Origin of the sequence: Agrobacterium genomosp. 13 str. CFBP 6927 (genome assembly GCA_900012615.1) — a bacterium.
In the GTDB taxonomy this organism is placed as follows: domain Bacteria; phylum Pseudomonadota; class Alphaproteobacteria; order Rhizobiales; family Rhizobiaceae; genus Agrobacterium.
This window is the reverse complement of record LT009757.1, coordinates 1,398,695-1,415,247: the sequence shown is the minus strand read 5'-3', so window position 1 is coordinate 1,415,247 and position 16,553 is coordinate 1,398,695. Positions and strand designations below refer to the sequence as shown.

Sequence of the window (16,553 nt, the reverse complement as noted above, 5' to 3'; positions counted from 1 at the left end):
CACGTTGATGAGTTCAGTGGCGAGCTGGCTCTGACTTCAATCCGGCCCTCACCCGCTCGAGGAACGCCTGCCGATCAAATTTTCCCGGCAACGAGGGTTGCGACCATATGTCAGCAGGCAAAACGAACGCCTGAATATTGACGACAGGAAGAGCGCAAACTTCCCGGACTTCCACGATTTTCCAGGTGACGGTCACGACAACCTTGCCGAAAGGAACGTGTAGTTCCAAGTCGATTTTGCTGCTTGTTCTAATGACGTCAAACCCTTCCTTTGTAAGGACATCTGCCGCCAGCAACGATGCCCGCTCCTCGGGAATATAGATTATAACGGGATGAAAGAGGCGCTCGATGGTCATCGACCAATTCCTTTTTTGAGATGTCCTCGAGCTTAACCATTCCCATTCGAAGGTGGATTTCGTTTTGTTAAGACGTGTGTCGAAGCCTTCATTACCATGCCGCCGTCAACGGCTGAGTTGCCATATGGCAGCTCCGTCTTGTGAAGCAACAATGCCGCCTTCCATGCGCTTCAACTGCACACATCGTTCTTTATCTCCGCGACGCGGCGTCATACAAATACCGCCTGAAATAGCACGCCAGGTCGGATTGATGTTCACGAGACCGTCGCTTAATTCACCGCTGCCATCAGGGCGCAGCACCAGAATATTGTAAACCTTGCGTTTGACGACATACATCTCCCATGCCTTGCCATCAGCAACGATGCCAGCCAGGTTTTCATCTGCCCGGACTTGTGTACCGACGGAAAGTAGAAAAGCGAGAGTTAACAGGGCAGCTAAACCGGAAGAGTATCGTGCTGAAAGGCGGGAATACATGGGTTGATCCAATTAGAGTATTGTTTGGCATGAAGGCCCTAAATCGCCTCAGCGGCCCGCATCTGTGGTCACACATCCTCCCAGCCTGAACAGGAGTGAGCGTTTTTTGAGACCGATTTTCCAATCAGGTCATCCAGCAAAAGATACGCCTCTGTATCGCATTCCTATCTGCACCACCCGAACGATGAGCCGGGACAGCATTTCCATATCCACTGGCATCCGAGGCCGCCAAACATCAAGAAGAAGTGCGACGCGAATTTCCCCAGCGTTGTTTGTGACCTCATGTGGGAAGGTATCATCCCACAGGAGGCACTCACCGTCGGCGATACGCTTCTCCTGGCGGTTGATCATCATGACTGTTGCCGGCAGACCGTCCTGCCCGCGCGGAATGACCAATCCGAGATGAAATCGCATGATTCCGCGAAAAGGCCCCTTATGGACAGGGATATGCTTATGGGGCGCAAGAAAGGAAATGGCAGCGGACTTGACCTCCGGGCATTCCTCCAGCAGTCGACTGAGCACAGGCATGCGCGCCATGTTTTCAGATATCGTCATGTCATAAGCTTTGAGAACAAACATTCTCCAATCGAGGCCATCCTGCGCGGAAATTTCGCCCTGTTCCGGCATGATGTCGTGAAACCGCGGTACCTTACTCACCCTTATAGCGAGCGCTTCTTCTCGAATGTCCTGCCAAGCGGAAGTGAACTTGATTGCGTTGGGAAATTCACGATCTGTGTCGAGAATTTCCGGTGCATCTATACGCTTTTCGTAAATAAGCCTGACGAGATTTGCTCCGAAATCATAGATACGCGACATTCCACTGGCCTCGATATATTTTTGTTCCGCACCTGAACTAGTTTAGCTGCGGGCACCAAAGTTCTGCTGGCTGTCATATCGGAGGAGTTACGAAACGAGGCTCACCTGTCGCCCGTATCTTCCCGCAACCGACGCCGTTGTTCTATTCTGAAATATCGTTTCGTTGTGTTCGTTCTTGTTAAGAATTGTATTCGGGCGCGCCATGAAAACGGGCAAATCGTATCTGCAGTGGCGGGAACAGCGACTTGGCTTTCACACCAAGTGGGAAGAAGACATGCTGATGGTCGCCCAAGCACTATCTCGCGCGGACGTCGGTGGGATCCGGCAGCATCCGGAGCTGCTTCAGAACGTCAGGCGGTGTTGTCACATAAACCTGCTGTCAGTGAGTGGGGCGTATAGATGGTGGGACGAAGAATTCAGCCATCTGCTACAAGCGCCACCGTTTCCGCAGTAGATCATCGCCCATGCGGTCTGGCTGTACTTTCGGTTCCCGCTGAGCCTGCGCCCAGTCGAGAAATTTCTGCTGGAGCGGGGCATCGTCGTTTCGTATGAAACGATCCGCCGATGGAGGCGGAAATTCGGACCGCCTAAGCAAAGTAAATCCGTCGCCGGCAGCCGTCGCACTGGTCGAGATGGTAGTTTCCATCGCTGGCCGCAAACACTGGCTTTGGCGAGCAGTTGACCAACATGGTTATGTTCTCGATGAGATCGTTCAAAGCCGGCGCGATAAGAAAGCCGCGAGGTGACTGCTGATCAGGCTACTGAAGAAAGCAGGCATGCCGCCCAAGCGGATCGTCACCGACAAGCTCCGTTCGTATGGCGCGGCCAAGCGAGACGTTATGCCGGCTGTGGAAAATTCTCATCTGCCGCTCCGAAAACGAGAACGCACGATGCAGGGTTTCCGATCAGCCGGCAGCTTGCAGCGGTTCATCTCGATCTTCTCGGCGCTCCGAAATCTCTTCGTCACCCCGCATCACAAACGATCCGCCCTGGCCACGCACATTCACCGCATCCGCGCGATGGCGCATTGGAAATGCCGTGACGGGCCTGTGGTCGTAGCGTCAGCAACCCAATTTCCAAGATCCGTCAATATCCACCCGTCAGAAAAATGTTCTCGCCGGTCATGAAACTGCAAGCCTCTGACGACAGGAAGATGGCGGCGCCCACCATTTCTTCCGGCTGCCCGGCACGGCCCATCCAATTGAGCGTCCGGACATAGTCTGCCCAGCCTTCGGGATCCTCATCACGGCGGTGGGCATTGCGGTCGGTGTCTATGAGGCCAGGAGCGAGCGTGTTGAGCAACACATTATCACGCGCATAATCACGCGCCTGACTCTGAATCAGATTATGCTGCGCAGCCTTGGTCGCGGCATAGACGGTTACGACGCCTTTTGGCCGCAGCTGGTTGACCGAGCCGATGGAAACCACCCTGCCCCATTTGCGGGCCGCCATGCGCGGCAGGGCCGCCTGCAGCATATCCACCGTCGAGCCCAGATTGACCGCCAGCTGAAACGCCAGATCGTCAGGTGTCAGTTCCGAAAGCACGGCGTTGATCTGGGCGCTGGCATTGATAACAAGAATATCGACCGGTGCAATCGCCTCGGCCCGTTCAATGAGGTCACGACCGGCACCGGGTTCGGACAAATCGCCCGCCAGGTCCTGCGCCGTGCCGCCGCTTGCGACGATCCGGTGCTGCACGGCTGCGGCGGCACCCGGCTTTACACCATGCAGGATGACATTAGCGCCCGCGCCCGCCAGCCCCTCGGCAATGGCGGCGCCTATGCCACGGCTGGAACCGGTGACGAGCGCCGTGCGGCCCTTCAACCCAAAGACGTTTTCGAGACGCATCCTTTATCCTTCAAACAGCGAGATGCGCGCGCCGGCAATTCCCGGGCGGCAGGAAAACAGGCCGCCGGAGAGTGGCGCATCGGCGAGTGTAGAGGCAGGCAGGCGCGTGCGGGCGCTGGTGATGAACAGCGTCGACAGGTCCGGCCCGCCAAAGGCGATGCTGGAAGGGCGCGGCACCGGCATGTCGATCACCTGGTCCAGCTTGCCGTTCGGAAGATAACGGCGCACGCACCAGCCATCCCAGATGGCACACCAGACACCGCCTTCGGCATCCACGGCCAGACCATCCGGCCGGCCATCGGCCACCGGAATGCGGGCGAATTCACGGCGCTGCGACAGCGCGCCCGTCGCCGGATCACAATCATAGGCATGGATGAGGCCAGGCACGGTATCGACGAAATAGAAGGTCCTGCCATCCGGGCTCCAACCGAGACCGTTGGAAACGATGATGCCGCCTTCCTTGCGCTCGGATGCGCCATTGGCATTGATGCGATAAAGCGCACCCGTGGGCTTGGAGGCATCGATGCGCATCGAGCCGACCCAGATCGCGCCATCCGGCCCGCATTTGGCATCGTTCAGGCGGTTGTCGGCAATGCCCGCTTCCGGACTGACGAAGGGTGTCAGCCGGCCGGAGGCAAAATCCAGCCATTCGACGCCATCCTGCGACGCCACCAGCAACCGCCCGCCGGTGACCGGAATGACGGCGCTGACCAGCTTGCCGGTCTCGCAGGTTTCGTTGCGGCCAGTGGCAGGATCGAAGCGGTGCACCGCCGGATGCAGGATATCCACCCAGTAGAGCGCGTTTTCCCCCTCGTGCCAGACCGGGCTTTCCCCCAGCTGCGCACCCCACGGCAGAATGCAGCTGAGTTCGGCGCTCGGGCGGCCTGTTGCCGAACGCGGGCGTGGCCGCGAGCTGATCGCCACGGCCCCGGCTGCACCGGTAATGCGGCGAGCGGCAGCAATCAATTCACGCCCGGCGGGATGGATATTGGAGGAATCCAGCCGCGACGACGGCCCAAGCGCAACGAGCACGCCCATCGGCGTATTGTCACGGCCCATGACAGGGGCGGCGACCGAATTCACGCCCGGCAGATGCTCCTCGTAGGAAATCGAATAGCCCCGCGCCCGGGTCAGCGTCAGATCGGCCTGCAGCGCATCGAGGCTGGTAATGGTTTTGGGTGTCTGCAGATCGAGCGTCAGGCGATCCAGCAGCGCGCGGCCAACGGCGGGGTCCTGAAAGGCGAGCAGCGCCTTGCCCGGCGCGGTGCAATGCAGGGGAACGCGGCGTCCCACCTCGACGCGCACCGAAAGACCGTTCGGAGAACGTTCGGCCAGATATTGCGTCATGGTGCCGTCAAGCCGGCACAGTGCAACCGTCTCACCCAGTTCAGCCGCCAGCCGCTCCAGTTCCGGGGTCGCCGCTGAGACGAGATCGAAGCTCTCCCAGACCTTATGGGACATTTCCAGAAAACGCTGGCCCAGCACATAGGTGCCCCGGGCCTCATCCTGACGGACGAGGCCATAAGCGATAAGAGTGCGCAGGATGCGCGCGAATGTCGGCTTCGGCAGACCGGAGGCCCGCAGCAGCTCGGCAAAACGCAGCGGTTCCGGCGCATCGGCGACCATGTCGAGCAGGGTCAGGCCCTTGGCCAATGCCGCCGTGCCGCCCGGCGTCTCCGGTTTCATTGCCTCTGCTCCTTCGCGAGTCGCTGCCGCCTTGCGGCCGCCGCGTCGTCCAGCATCCGGTCCATCGTCCATTCCGCTTCAAACCCCAAAGTGTTTCTGATCCGCTCGTTGGACGTATGGTAATAAACGCCGTCGCCGGGAAAATCGACTGTCACGATGGGCAGGCCGGTCAGCGCCGCAATTTTCGGCAGAAGCGCGGCGAAATCGGCCGGCTCATCGGCGCCGAGATTGAAGGTGCCGCCCGCCGCCCCGGGGTGATCGAGAGCAAGCAGAATGCCCGCCACCATGTCGCGCGTATCGGTTATATGCATGCGGAACGGCCGGCCGTTTTCATTGCGCGCCAGAATGTGTGACGGCTCACCGATATCGCGGGACTGGAGCAATTCGGCGATGGCAGTGTTTCCGAAATTCTGCTGCTGGCGAATGCGCGGCCGCAGGAAAAACCGGGGACCGGAAAAGAAACTCTCCTCATCCAGCAGTTCCGCCGCATCCTGCGTATGCGAAAACCGCAGGATCACCGTTTCCATGATGCCGCTTCGCTGGTGAAAGCGCACCAGCTCTTCACCCAGAAGCTTGGTCAGCCCATAGGGCGAATTGGGGCAGAGCGGATGGTCCTCGGTGACCGGCAGGAACTCCGGCCGGTTTTCCGGATAGACCTCACCCGACGAAGCGAAGACGAACCGCCGCACGCCAGCCGCCGAAGCCGCATCCAGAAGCCGGCGCGTGCCCTCGACATTGACGGCGAACATGCGGTCACGATCCGCCGGAGCCCATGACATGAAGGCGCCCAGATGCAGGACGGCACTCACGTCCTTGATGGCTTCGGACAGTGCCTGCGCATCCTCCAGCGACCCGACGACTTCCTCGCCGCCGGTTGCCGATGGCCTCAAATCAAAACCGCGAACGGCGCGGCCCTGCGCGCGCAAGGCGGCGACAACGGCACGGCCGACACGGCCTGCCGATCCGGTAACGAGAATCATAGCCGTGCTCCGGTCTTTGCATCGAAGAGATAAAGCTGGGCCGGATCGAAACCGAGCCGGAGCGCCTCATTGCCGGGAAGGCTGCCGGTATGCGAGACGCGGGCGATCAGCCCCTTGGACTTGCCCTCCTCGCCATCCGCTACCCTTGCGCCTTCCGCATCGAAATAGACGTATTTTTCCGATCCCAGGCTTTCCACCAGCGTCGGACGGACATCGAAGGTAACAGGCGCATCGCCCAGAACGAGATGTTCCGGCCGCAGGCCGACGATCACGCTGCCCTGGCGGCCGACGGCACCCGGCAGGGAGACCTGTTGCCCAAACAGGGTAACAGTGCCGTCACGCAGTTCCGCATTGAGGAAATTCATGCCCGGCGAGCCGATGAAACCGGCAACGAAAAGATTGGCCGGATTGTTGAAAAGCTCGTCGGGTGCGGCGATCTGCTGGATGATGCCGCCCTGCATGATGACGACGCGGTCCGCCATCGTCATCGCCTCGACCTGATCATGCGTCACATAAACGGTGGTGACACCGATGCGCTTGTGCAATGCGCCGATTTCGGCACGCATGTGGACGCGCAGCTTGGCATCGAGATTGGACAGCGGCTCATCCATCAGGAAGGCCTGGGGCTGGCGCACGATGGCACGGCCAAGCGCCACGCGCTGCCGCTGGCCGCCCGAGAGATCCTTGGGCTTGCGATCAAGATAGGGCGTCACTTCCAGAATGCGCGCCGCATCATCAACCCGGCGGTCGATCCCGGCCTTGTCGGTGCCGCGCATTTTCAGGCCGAAGCCGATATTCTGGCGAACGGTGAGGTGCGGATAGAGCGCATAGTTCTGGAACACCATGGCGATGTCGCGGTCACCCGGCGCCAGATCCGTCACTTCGTTGTCGCCGATGAATATCTGGCCTTCGCTTGCCGGTTCGAGGCCGGCGAGGATTTTCAGCATCGTCGACTTGCCGCAGCCGGAAGGCCCGACCAGCACCACGAACTCGCCGTTCTCGATCTCAAGCGAAAACGGCCTGAGCACGTTGAGCGCGCCATAGGACTTGCTGACGTTGCGAATGGAAATATTGGCCATGCTTATTTCTCCGCGCCAGCGGTGAGGCCGCCGACCAAATAACGTTCCAGGAACAGGTAGATTGCGATGATCGGCAGTGCGATGAACACGGATGCGGCGGAAATGTCGTTCCAGTAGGTGACATATTCGCCCTGCATCGTGGTGATGCCGAGATTGGCCGTCCAGTTGTCCGGCGAGTTGACAAGGAAGGTGCGCGCATAGGCATAGTCTGCCCAGCTGAGCACGAAGGCATAAAGTGCGGTGGCGGCAAGCCCCGGTGTGGCGATAGGAAGCACGACGCGCACCATCGCGCCGATCGGCGAGCATCCGTCGACCATGGCAGCCTGTTCCAGTTCCTTCGGAATGGTGTCGAAATAGCCTTTCAGCATCCATGTGGCGAAAGGAATGATCATTGTCGAATGCGCCAGAACCAGCGTCCACAGGCTGCCGATCAGGCCGAAGCTGGAAAATATCGAAAACAGCGGAATGACGAGCAGCGTCGCGGGCAGCATCTTCGCCGTCAGGACGAAGAGACCCATGGTCGCGCCACCCCGCATGGAATAACGCGACAGCGCATAACCGGCGCTGACCGAGACCAGCATCGACAGCGCCACCGAGCCGATGGCCGCAAGCATCGAATTCCAAAGCCACAGCAGGATCGGTTTTGCCGCCCAGACGCGGGCGAAGATGTCCCACTGCGGATCGTCCGGCCAGAAGGTCGGCGGCAGGCGGTAAAGCTCATCGGTGGTGGAAAGTGCCGTGACCAGCAGCCAGTAGACCGGGAACAGGATCATCACCAGCGTGAAAATCACAGTCGCGTAAAGGGCAAGGCTCTGTAAAAATGTCCGTTTCATCAAAGCCTCCTCAATAGATCGATTTCGAACGCCGGCCGAGCATCAGGAGGCTCGCGACGATGCAGATCACCAGCGTCAGCACGCCGACGGCGGCGGCACGACCGAAATTGTGATACTGGAAGGCCTGGTCATAGGTCATGATCGACAGCGTCTGGGTTGAACGCAGCGGCCCGCCGCCGGTCAGAACCTTGATGATGGAAAAGTCGCGGAATACCCAAAGTAGCGTCAGCACCAGCGTCACGCCCAGCACCGGCATCAAAAGCGGCATGGTGATCCAGCGGAAACGCTGCCACACACTCGCGCCATCGACCTTGGCCGCCGCATAATAATCGGCGGGGATGGACTGCAGGCCAGCCAGACACATGATCGAGACGAAAGGAAAACCCTTCCATACCATGGTGATCGCCACGGCCCAGAATGCGGCCGTGGAGCTGCTGACCCACGGGATCATCTGATCGGTGAAACCGAGCTTGATCGCCAGCCAGCCGAACAGGCCGAAGGAAGTGTCGAACATCCACGCAAAGATGACGACCGCGATGATTTCCGGCACGGCCCAGGGCAGCGCCATTCCCAGCCGTGCGACGGTGCGGCCCTTGAAACGGTTATTGGCAAGAAGCGCCGTGCTGAGACCGACGGCGACGCTGCCGGCGGTAACGACGATGACCAGTTTCAGTGTTACCCAGCAGGCCAGCCAGAATTCCGGCGACGAGAACAGCCAGGTGTAATTGCTCAGCGAAAACGGCCGGGTGGCGCCGCCAAGCCTTGGTATCTTGACCTGCTGAAACGAAAGGTCAACGGCCAGCACGAGCGGCCAGACGATGATGGCAGCAACCATCAGGACCGCGGGCGCGATCAGAATATAGCCGAGGAGATGTTGCCGGCTGGGACGCGCAAGATCGAAGAACTTGCGACGCCCAGCCCGAACGGGTTCGGTCATGGATGGTCCTCCTGCCGGATGCGAATGATGGCCATGGCCCTTTACGGGCCATGGCAGGACAACAAGATCAGGACGATGGGGGATCAACCCTTGATGGCTTCGGCCTTTGCCTGCATGGTTTTCGCCACCTCCGCCGGATCGAGATCCTGAATGATCATCCGCTGGCTTTCTTCCATCACCATCTTGCTGAACTCGTTGTAGAAAAGCTCAAGCCCGGTCGGAATGCGGTCGATACCGGCTTCAGATGCGGCCTTCATCGTTTCGATCAGCACCGGAAAATGCGGGATGGTCTTTTCAACACCCGAGACATCTGCCTTCGGGCTTGGCGGGGTGTTGCCGCCAAGGGTGGCGTAACTGCGCTGGAATTCCGGCGTCATCGTCAGCTTGATGAAATCCCAGACCAATGCCTTCTGGTCATCGGGAATATCGGCCGGCATGGCCAGTACGTTGGAAGACCCGCCAAGCGGCGGATGAAGCGGCGGCGCGACATAAACGATGTCGCTCTTGGCCGAACCCTTTTCGGTCGTACCATAAAGCCACGGTCCATCGAGCCGCATGGCCATCTTTCCATCGGCAAACAGCTTGCGCACGTCGCTGGCGCTCATGTCCACCGGGCTGATGCCGCTCTTCATCACGGTTTTCCAGCGTGAAAGGCCCTCGACCATCTGGGGCGTGTCGATGGTGATGTTGCCATCCTTGTCGGTCCAGTAGGCGCCGGCATCGATGATGTAGTTCAGCATTTCCGTCAGATATTGCCCCGGACCACCCTTGGTTTCGTGGCCGGTGCCGAACTGGTCGATGATGCCGTCGCCGTTCAGATCCTTGGTCGTGGCTTTTGCAGCGGCCAGAAACTCGTCATAGGTTTTCGGAACCGCAACGCCCGCTTCTTCCAGCAGCTTCTTGTTATAGGCCATGACGAAACCGAAATAGTTGGTCATGATGCAGACGGTTTCGCCGTTCCATTCGCATTTCTGCTGGCCGGCCCAGCCGGTCATGTCGATGCCATCCTTCTTCAGCCACGGGTCGAGCGGTTCCAGCCAGCCGCTATCGGCAAACATCTGGAATTCGAAGGACGCCAGATGCACGATCTGCGGCGGCTGGTTGGCGGCAAAAAGCGTGGTCATGGTATCCGCGTAGGAACTGCGCTCCGCCTTGGTGAATTCGATCTTCACCCCCGGATGCTGTTTCTCGAAGGCGGCGATGGCGGAATGCCACCATTCACCCGTTCCGGCATCATCGGTCTGCCAGGAAATGAACTTCAGCACGGTATCGGCCATGGCGGGCGCAACAGCGCCCATGGTCATCAACACGGCGGTCGCGGTGCTGAGCGCCAGCTTTTTCATTCTTTTGGTCATGGTTTCCTCCTCCAAAAAACCAAATCAGATACGTTCAATCAGACCGAGCGCCGCCTCCGACGGTCTTACCCCAAGTCCCGGTCCGGACGGCAGGTGATACCTGCCTTCGCGGCAATCCATGTCGCCGTCCAGCAGGCGGCGGTTCGGCTCGAAGATCGAGTGCTGGAATTCGTGTCCCTTCAGCATCGACAATGTCGACGACGCCTGCAGGCTGGCGGCAAGGAAGATGCCGGCGCCAACGGTGGCGTGCGGGATCACGTCAATGCCGTGTTCGGCGGCAAGGGCACCGATGCGGATGAAATTGGTGATGCCCTTATGGCCCATTTCCGGCTGCACGATCGCGATGCGGCAGCGTTCGATGCGGGCGCGCATATCCCAATGGGTGCGCCATTCCTCACCGACGGCAATCGGCACGTCGGTATTCTTCGAAACCTTCTCCAGACCGGCAATGTCCTCCGTCCAGACGGGCGCCTCGGCGAACCACGGGTCGAAGGGCTGCATTTCGGCAATCAGTTCCAGCGCCCTTTCCGGCGTCTGGTTCCAGTGCATGTCGGCGGCGATCTTGGCCTGCGGCCCAAGCACCTGCCGGAGATTGGCAATTTCCGCCGTCGGGCCGTCATCGGCCACCGGCGTCGCGAATTTGAAGGCGTTGAAACCGCGATCCTGCCAGTATTTCGCCAGTTCCCCGCGCGCCTTCAGCGTTTTTTCAGGCAGGCCGGAAACATAGGCCGGAAACGCATCCACCCCGCCGCCGAGAAGGTCGCGAACCGATTTTCCGGCTTCCTGCCCGGCAATATCCCAGAGGGCAATATCGAGCGCGGCGAGCGCATCGACGTAAAAGCCGCCGGTATAACCACGCACCCGCATCATGTCGTAGAGGTCGTCATAAACAGCCGAAGGATCGGACGCATCGCGGCCGATCACGAAACCGGCGAGAAGATCATTGATGAGGGCGGCGACCGCACCGGGGGCGACGATGCCATAGGTCTCGCCCCAGCCGACAGTGCCGGCCTCGGTGGTCATGCGCACCAGCACGCTGCGGTCGAAGGTGGGGTAGACCGTGCGATTACCCTTGCGCACGATGTAGCCGTTGGGATTGACCACCTCGCCTTCCCTGAGCGCGCCAAGATAGGGCACCTTGCGCGGCTGGGTCAGCGTGAAGACTTCGACGGTTGCGATGGGGCTGTTCATGCGGCCTCCGCGGCAACAAGGCCGAGTTCGACCAGATTGGCGTCAATATCGGCAATGGCCGCCGCATCAAGCTCGGGTGTCGGCGCACGCACGCCGACGCCTTCGATCACGCCGCGACGGGCGAGTACATATTTGGTCAGCCGCATGCGATAGACCGCCTGCAACACCAGAAGCGGCAAGGTGCGGACATAAATCCGGCGAGCCTCTTCCTGCCGCCCGGCAACAAGCGCCCTGTCGATGGCCACATGTTCCTCGGCGATCTCCAGCGCCGGCATCGCTGCCGTAGCACCTCGGGCATATTCGTCGAGAATGTAACGCGCGCCGCCGCCACCGATGACGCCCTTCAGGGTCGAAGGCGCATGGGCGATGATGTGGCTGATGGCCGGGCCGGCCGGAAGGGTCTCTTCCTTGACATAGGTCACCTGCGGCAACGCCCGCACGATTTCCACGATCGCCTGCGGCGAGAGGTCGGAGCCGCGCGGCGCAGGCGCGTTCTGCAGGATGATTTCGACTTCGGGCAGCGCCTCGACAATCCTGCCGAGGAATTCGATCAGCGCCGGTGCATCCGTGCCGACCGATTTCGGCGGCTGCACCATCAGGTGGCGAATGCCAAGCGCCGATGCCGCCCGCCCATGCTCGACCACCTCACGCCAGTCGGCCGCACTGGCGCCGGCCACAACAGGCACCCGACCGGCCACCGCATCCACGACGATCTTCAGCAGCGTTGCGCGCTCGGTGGCATTCAAAGCCTCCACCTCGCTGGCGAAACCGGGAAACACGACACCATCCACGCCCTTGTCGAGCGCAAAGACCACCAGCCGCTTCATACCCGCTTCGTCAATGCCGCCATCAGCCAGAAACGGCGTGGGCAGAACAGGCAAAATCCCCTTGAGGCCAGCCACCATCTTTCTCCTCCCAATTGAGTATCATATATTGATACCTTGAATTCATTAATTGACACTACATAGACTCGCACCCTATGACAAGCCCCAAGATGAAATGAACGAGGAGGTTCAAGACATGGCTGCAACGGCGACATCGATCATCGTTGATTGGGGAACGACATCACTGAGGGCGGCGCTTGTCGGTGAAGGCGGCGAAGAACTCGATCATCTGGAAACCGCCGACGGTATTTCGAGCCTTGGCAAGGGTGAGCACGAGGCGGCGCTGATGGCTGCACTCGCACCCTGGTTCTCGCGCCACGGGCCCCTGCCCGTCGCCGCCCTCGGCATGATCACCAGCCGCAACGGCTGGGTCGAAGTCGCTTATGTGCCGTGCCCGGCAGGCCCGGCGGAACTTGCCGCCGGCACGGTGCGCAGGTCGCTGCCGAACGGCTCCGATCTCGTCTTCCTGCCGGGTCTCAACGACCCCGCCCGCCAGCCCTTTCCAGACGTGATGCGCGGCGAAGAAACTCAGATCGTCGGCCGTGGCCTTGGTGAAGACGCCACCCTCATCATCCCCGGAACCCATAGCAAATGGGCGCGGGTGAAGGCGGGGCGGATCGACGGTTTCCAGACATTCGTGACCGGTGAAATCTTCAACCTGCTCATCAATCATTCCTTCATCGCGCGCGGTTCAACACAGCCGCCGGTCGATGATCCGGAGGCCTATCGCTGGGGTCTGAAAGAGGCAAAACGATCCGCCGTCATGCTGTCGCTGCTGTTTTCGGCGCGAACCGGCGGGCTTGCCGGCCAGCTTTCGCCGGACCAACTGCGCTCCTATGTGAGGGGACTGGTCATCGGGCAGGAGTTTCTGCAGGCCCGTGAGGCGGGATGGTATGCGGAAGGAGACGAAGCAGCTGTCATCGGTAATGACGGGCTGAACGACCTCTACCTGGTTGCCGCGGATGTATTCGGCCTCAACACATCCATGGGTGCGGATGACGCCCTGACGAAAGGGGCCTTGGCTGTCCTGCACCAAGCGCTTTCGTAACCTCAGCCGACCGCGGGATGCCGAAATGGCGGCATCCGGCTTTCAAACCACATGTTTTTAGGACCGTCATGTACGACTTCCCGGCCAATATCGGCACCAGCCGTCACGAAAACGATATCATTGCCATTCTGGCCCGCCTCCAGCGCATCGGCCTTCCAGACAATCCGATCGCCTTTTATGGCTCATCCTCGTTTCGAATCTGGAGCTCCGTCACCGAGGATCTCGGCTCGCTGGATATCGTCAATCTGGGATTTGGCGGCGGCACTTACCTCTCCGCCAGCCACTACCTGCACCAACTCCTGGTTCCCTTGAAGCCAGGCAGAGTGGTGCTTTATTTCGGCGAAAACGATATTGCCAGCGACGGCCTCAAGGCTCAGACGACGCTTCGGCACCTGCAGGATTTGCGGGATCGCATCTCTCGAACGCTACCGCAGGCGGACGTGTTTGTTCTGGCGATCAAGCACAGTCCGGCGCGCTGGATATACCGCCATGAATTCGGTCTCTTCAACAAGACGGCGCGCGACTGGTGCAACGGCCGCGAACGCACGACATGGCTTGATCCGAACGCCGGCCTCATCGGTGAAAATGGCCTGCCGGTGTTCCGTTGTTATTTGCCAGATCTGGTTCATCTGAATGCAGCAGGCTATGCGGTCTGGTCAGAAGCGCTCAGAAAAACGTTGGGTCTGCTGAACTGAGGCGCGTACTGTTTCACTTGCATCGATTGTCTCGACAAAACGACCCAGACGATGTTTGGCTCGGGAAGCAGACATAACCCAGTATCAGCCCTGCCCCTTGTTTAAACAAGGAGCACTTAATTTAATTAAGCAACACTATTGGATAAGCGTGCTTAATTAACGCACCAACCTTTAACTCCGGCCACTTATTCAAAGTGATCTTGCATTAGGAGCATAAATGCGATGACCAGGCGGCACTTAAAGTGTCACACCTGATACGTCCTTTATTAAAGCTCGCTTCATATTCCCGCGCGACCTCGGCAATGACGCCGAGGGAAACGGAATGAGCATAACCAAAAACGACCTCTCATCACGTCAAGCCTCGTATTGAAGCCCATATTCGACAGCTCGACATGGACGTGACCATCCGGGAGGCACTCGACACCGCCCGCCTCTATCGCGCCAGGCGATCAGAGGGCGGTTCCATGCCTGCATTTCTGCATTCACCCGTTTAGGCCCGGCCGGATTGGCTGCTTGAATGACAATTTCCGCACAACGCCAAAAGGGCCCTGAGCTTCCTCGGGCCCTTTGATAAGTCTTGAATGTCTTATGAGATATTGGTTGCGGGGGCAGGATTTGAACCTGCGGCCTTCAGGTTATGAGCCTGACGAGCTACCGGGCTGCTCCACCCCGCGTCCAGCGCATTCGGTGAAGCCGAATGTCGCGACTACGTCGTTGCTTTAGCGACGACGGATTTCTGGCGGAGTAAATTGCGGAGCAATTTATCTCCTGTAAGAGGCGCACATGATTTTTGTACGCTGTTTTATTGCTTTTAAAGCTTTGTCTTAAACTGCAAAAGGCCGCGTAAGCGGCCCTATGTATCGGCTGGGCCGAAGTTTGCTTAGAGAAGATAGAATGTTGCGTTTTGCAGACCTGGCAGCGACCTACTCTCCCGCGTCTTGAGACGAAGTACCATTGGCGCTGGGGCGTTTCACGGCCGTGTTCGGAAAGGGAACGGGTGCAGCCGCCCCGCGATAACCACCAGGTCGGCAAAACGCAACATTGAACATGTTTTCACATGCGTGTTGTTTCGAGAAGCTGGGAAGCTTGCGCTTCGTTTTAATTTACACGTCTTTCTTTGACTGGTCCGTTTGCCTGCCTTGCTCGATGTTGAGTTTGGCAGCCATACAGGACGCTAGTCCGTCGCCAATCGTTTGGCGCGCCGTCCGCAGGGCCTTGTGGCCCGTGAGGACAGAAGATGATGTCATCAAGCTTTGCTTGATGAACATATTCAATGGGAACGAAGAAGTCGATCGAGCTATTAGTAACGGTAAGCTTCACATGTTGCCATGCTTCCACACCCGTCCTATCAACGTGGTCGTCTTCCACGGCTCTGATAGGGAACACTCGTTTTCAGGTTGGTTTCCCGCTTAGATGCCTTCAGCGGTTATCCATTCCGTATATAGCTACTCTGCTATGCCCTTGGCAGGACAACAGATCCACCAGAGATACGTCCATCCCGGTCCTCTCGTACTAGGGACAGATCCTGTCAATATTCCTACACCCACGGCAGATAGGGACCGAACTGTCTCACGACGTTCTGAACCCAACTCACGTACCGCTTTAAATGGCGAACAGCCATACCCTTGGGACCTGCTCCAGCCCCAGGATGCGATGAGTCGACATCGAGGTGCCAAACAACCCCGTCGATATGGACTCTTGGGGGTCATCAGCCTGTTATCCCCGGCGTACCTTTTATCCGTTGAGCGATGGCCCTTCCACACGGGACCACCGGATCACTATGACCGACTTTCGTCTCTGCTCGACTTGTCAGTCTCGCAGTCAGGCGGGCTTATGCCATTGCACTCGACGACCGATTTCCGACCGGTCTGAGCCCACCATCGCGCGCCTCCGTTACTCTTTCGGAGGCGACCGCCCCAGTCAAACTACCCACCATACACTGTCCCGGATCCGGATAACGGACCGCGGTTAGACATCCACGAAGATAAGGGTGGTATTTCAAGGATGGCTCCACAAAGACTGGCGTCCCTGCTTCAAAGCCTACCACCTATCCTACACATGCCTTGGCGAATGCCAGTGTAAAGCTATAGTAAAGGTGCACGGGGTCTTTCCGTCTGACCGCAGGAACCCCGCATCTTCACGGGGAATTCAATTTCACTGAGTCTATGTTGGAGACAGCGGGGAAGTCGTTACGCCATTCGTGCAGGTCGGAACTTACCCGACAAGGAATTTCGCTACCTTAGGACCGTTATAGTTACGGCCGCCGTTTACTGGGGCTTCAGTTCAGAGCTTGCACCCCTCCCTTTAACCTTCCAGCACCGGGCAGGCGTCAGACCCTATACGTCGTATTGCTACTTCGCAGAGCCCTGTGT

General features: G+C 59.1%; 14 protein-coding genes, 1 tRNA gene, 2 rRNA genes and 1 pseudogene (1 of these 18 cut by a window edge). 3 read left to right on the top strand and 15 right to left on the bottom strand.

Annotated features, from left to right (window positions below; genetic code table 11):
* Positions 1 to 13 precede the first annotated feature (13 nt).
* The 3 genes from AGR13A_RS20830 to AGR13A_RS20820 all read right to left on the bottom strand — a co-directional run bounded on the left by AGR13A_RS20830 (position 14) and on the right by AGR13A_RS20820 (position 1,645).
* Positions 14 to 355 (bottom strand): hypothetical protein, encoded by a 342-nt coding sequence (locus AGR13A_RS20830; RefSeq protein ID WP_080839115.1) that lies wholly within the window; start codon positions 353 to 355, stop codon positions 14 to 16.
* Positions 356 to 460: 105 nt separating this feature from the next.
* Positions 461 to 829, bottom strand: coding sequence for a hypothetical protein (locus AGR13A_RS20825; RefSeq protein WP_080839113.1), 369 nt, complete (start codon positions 827 to 829; stop codon positions 461 to 463).
* Positions 830 to 958: 129 nt separating this feature from the next.
* A complete protein-coding gene (locus tag AGR13A_RS20820; RefSeq protein ID WP_080839111.1) occupies positions 959 to 1,645 on the bottom strand; it encodes an aspartyl/asparaginyl beta-hydroxylase domain-containing protein in 687 nt (228 codons plus the stop codon).
* A 454-nt stretch (positions 1,646 to 2,099) separates the two neighbouring features.
* On the opposite strand from AGR13A_RS20820, the pseudogene AGR13A_RS20815 reads away from it, so the two are divergent.
* Positions 2,100 to 2,691 (top strand): annotated as a pseudogene (locus AGR13A_RS20815) (IS6 family transposase); the annotation flags it as partial.
* 40 nt (positions 2,692 to 2,731) lie between these two features.
* Here AGR13A_RS20815 and AGR13A_RS20810 read toward each other — a convergent pair.
* The 9 genes from AGR13A_RS20810 to AGR13A_RS20770 form a co-directional block, all read right to left on the bottom strand.
* Positions 2,732 to 3,493 carry an SDR family NAD(P)-dependent oxidoreductase gene (locus AGR13A_RS20810; protein WP_080839109.1) on the bottom strand — a complete coding sequence of 254 codons (762 nt, stop codon included), beginning with the start codon at positions 3,491 to 3,493 and terminating at the stop codon, positions 2,732 to 2,734.
* 3 nt (positions 3,494 to 3,496) lie between these two features.
* Complete coding sequence (locus AGR13A_RS20805; protein WP_080839107.1) at positions 3,497 to 5,179, bottom strand: SMP-30/gluconolactonase/LRE family protein; 1,683 nt, start codon at positions 5,177 to 5,179, stop codon at positions 3,497 to 3,499.
* Positions 5,176 to 6,159 carry an NAD-dependent epimerase/dehydratase family protein gene (locus tag AGR13A_RS20800; RefSeq protein ID WP_080839106.1) on the bottom strand — a complete coding sequence of 328 codons (984 nt, stop codon included), beginning with the start codon at positions 6,157 to 6,159 and terminating at the stop codon, positions 5,176 to 5,178. The genes AGR13A_RS20805 and AGR13A_RS20800 overlap by 4 nt, the downstream gene beginning before the upstream one ends.
* Entirely contained in the window at positions 6,156 to 7,238 is a 1,083-nt protein-coding gene (locus AGR13A_RS20795) for an ABC transporter ATP-binding protein (RefSeq protein ID WP_080839105.1), read from the bottom strand. Before AGR13A_RS20795 ends, AGR13A_RS20800 begins: the two co-directional genes overlap by 4 nt.
* Before the next feature lie 2 nt (positions 7,239 to 7,240).
* The gene (locus AGR13A_RS20790) at positions 7,241 to 8,071 is read right to left on the bottom strand and encodes a carbohydrate ABC transporter permease (RefSeq protein ID WP_046800465.1); all 831 of its coding nucleotides are present in this window, start codon (positions 8,069 to 8,071) and stop codon (positions 7,241 to 7,243) included.
* Between the two features lie 10 nt (positions 8,072 to 8,081).
* On the bottom strand, positions 8,082 to 9,008 hold the full coding sequence (locus AGR13A_RS20785; protein ID WP_080839103.1) for a carbohydrate ABC transporter permease: 927 nt from the start codon (positions 9,006 to 9,008) through the stop codon (positions 8,082 to 8,084).
* Between the two features lie 83 nt (positions 9,009 to 9,091).
* A complete protein-coding gene (locus tag AGR13A_RS20780) occupies positions 9,092 to 10,363 on the bottom strand; it encodes an ABC transporter substrate-binding protein (protein WP_065116468.1) in 1,272 nt (423 codons plus the stop codon).
* A gap of 24 nt (positions 10,364 to 10,387) precedes the next feature.
* Complete coding sequence (locus AGR13A_RS20775) at positions 10,388 to 11,554, bottom strand: mandelate racemase/muconate lactonizing enzyme family protein (protein WP_080839101.1); 1,167 nt, start codon at positions 11,552 to 11,554, stop codon at positions 10,388 to 10,390.
* Positions 11,551 to 12,459, bottom strand: a complete 909-nt coding sequence (locus tag AGR13A_RS20770; RefSeq protein ID WP_080839099.1) for a dihydrodipicolinate synthase family protein — start codon at positions 12,457 to 12,459, stop codon at positions 11,551 to 11,553. Before AGR13A_RS20770 ends, AGR13A_RS20775 begins: the two co-directional genes overlap by 4 nt.
* Positions 12,460 to 12,574: 115 nt before the next feature.
* Between AGR13A_RS20770 and AGR13A_RS20765 the strand changes: the two genes are divergently transcribed.
* Complete coding sequence (locus AGR13A_RS20765; RefSeq protein ID WP_080839095.1) at positions 12,575 to 13,486, top strand: 2-dehydro-3-deoxygalactonokinase; 912 nt, start codon at positions 12,575 to 12,577, stop codon at positions 13,484 to 13,486.
* 68 nt (positions 13,487 to 13,554) lie between these two features.
* Positions 13,555 to 14,181, top strand: a complete 627-nt coding sequence (locus AGR13A_RS20760; protein ID WP_080839092.1) for a GDSL-type esterase/lipase family protein — start codon at positions 13,555 to 13,557, stop codon at positions 14,179 to 14,181.
* A 597-nt stretch (positions 14,182 to 14,778) separates the two neighbouring features.
* Here the strand turns inward: AGR13A_RS20760 and AGR13A_RS20755 are convergent.
* From AGR13A_RS20755 to AGR13A_RS20745, 3 genes are all read right to left on the bottom strand, one after another.
* A tRNA-Met gene (locus tag AGR13A_RS20755) sits at positions 14,779 to 14,855 on the bottom strand.
* Positions 14,856 to 15,091: 236 nt separating this feature from the next.
* Positions 15,092 to 15,206: ribosomal RNA gene (gene rrf / locus AGR13A_RS20750) — 5S ribosomal RNA — on the bottom strand.
* A gap of 254 nt (positions 15,207 to 15,460) precedes the next feature.
* Positions 15,461 to 16,553, bottom strand: a 23S ribosomal RNA gene (locus AGR13A_RS20745) (it continues 1,706 nt past the right edge of the window).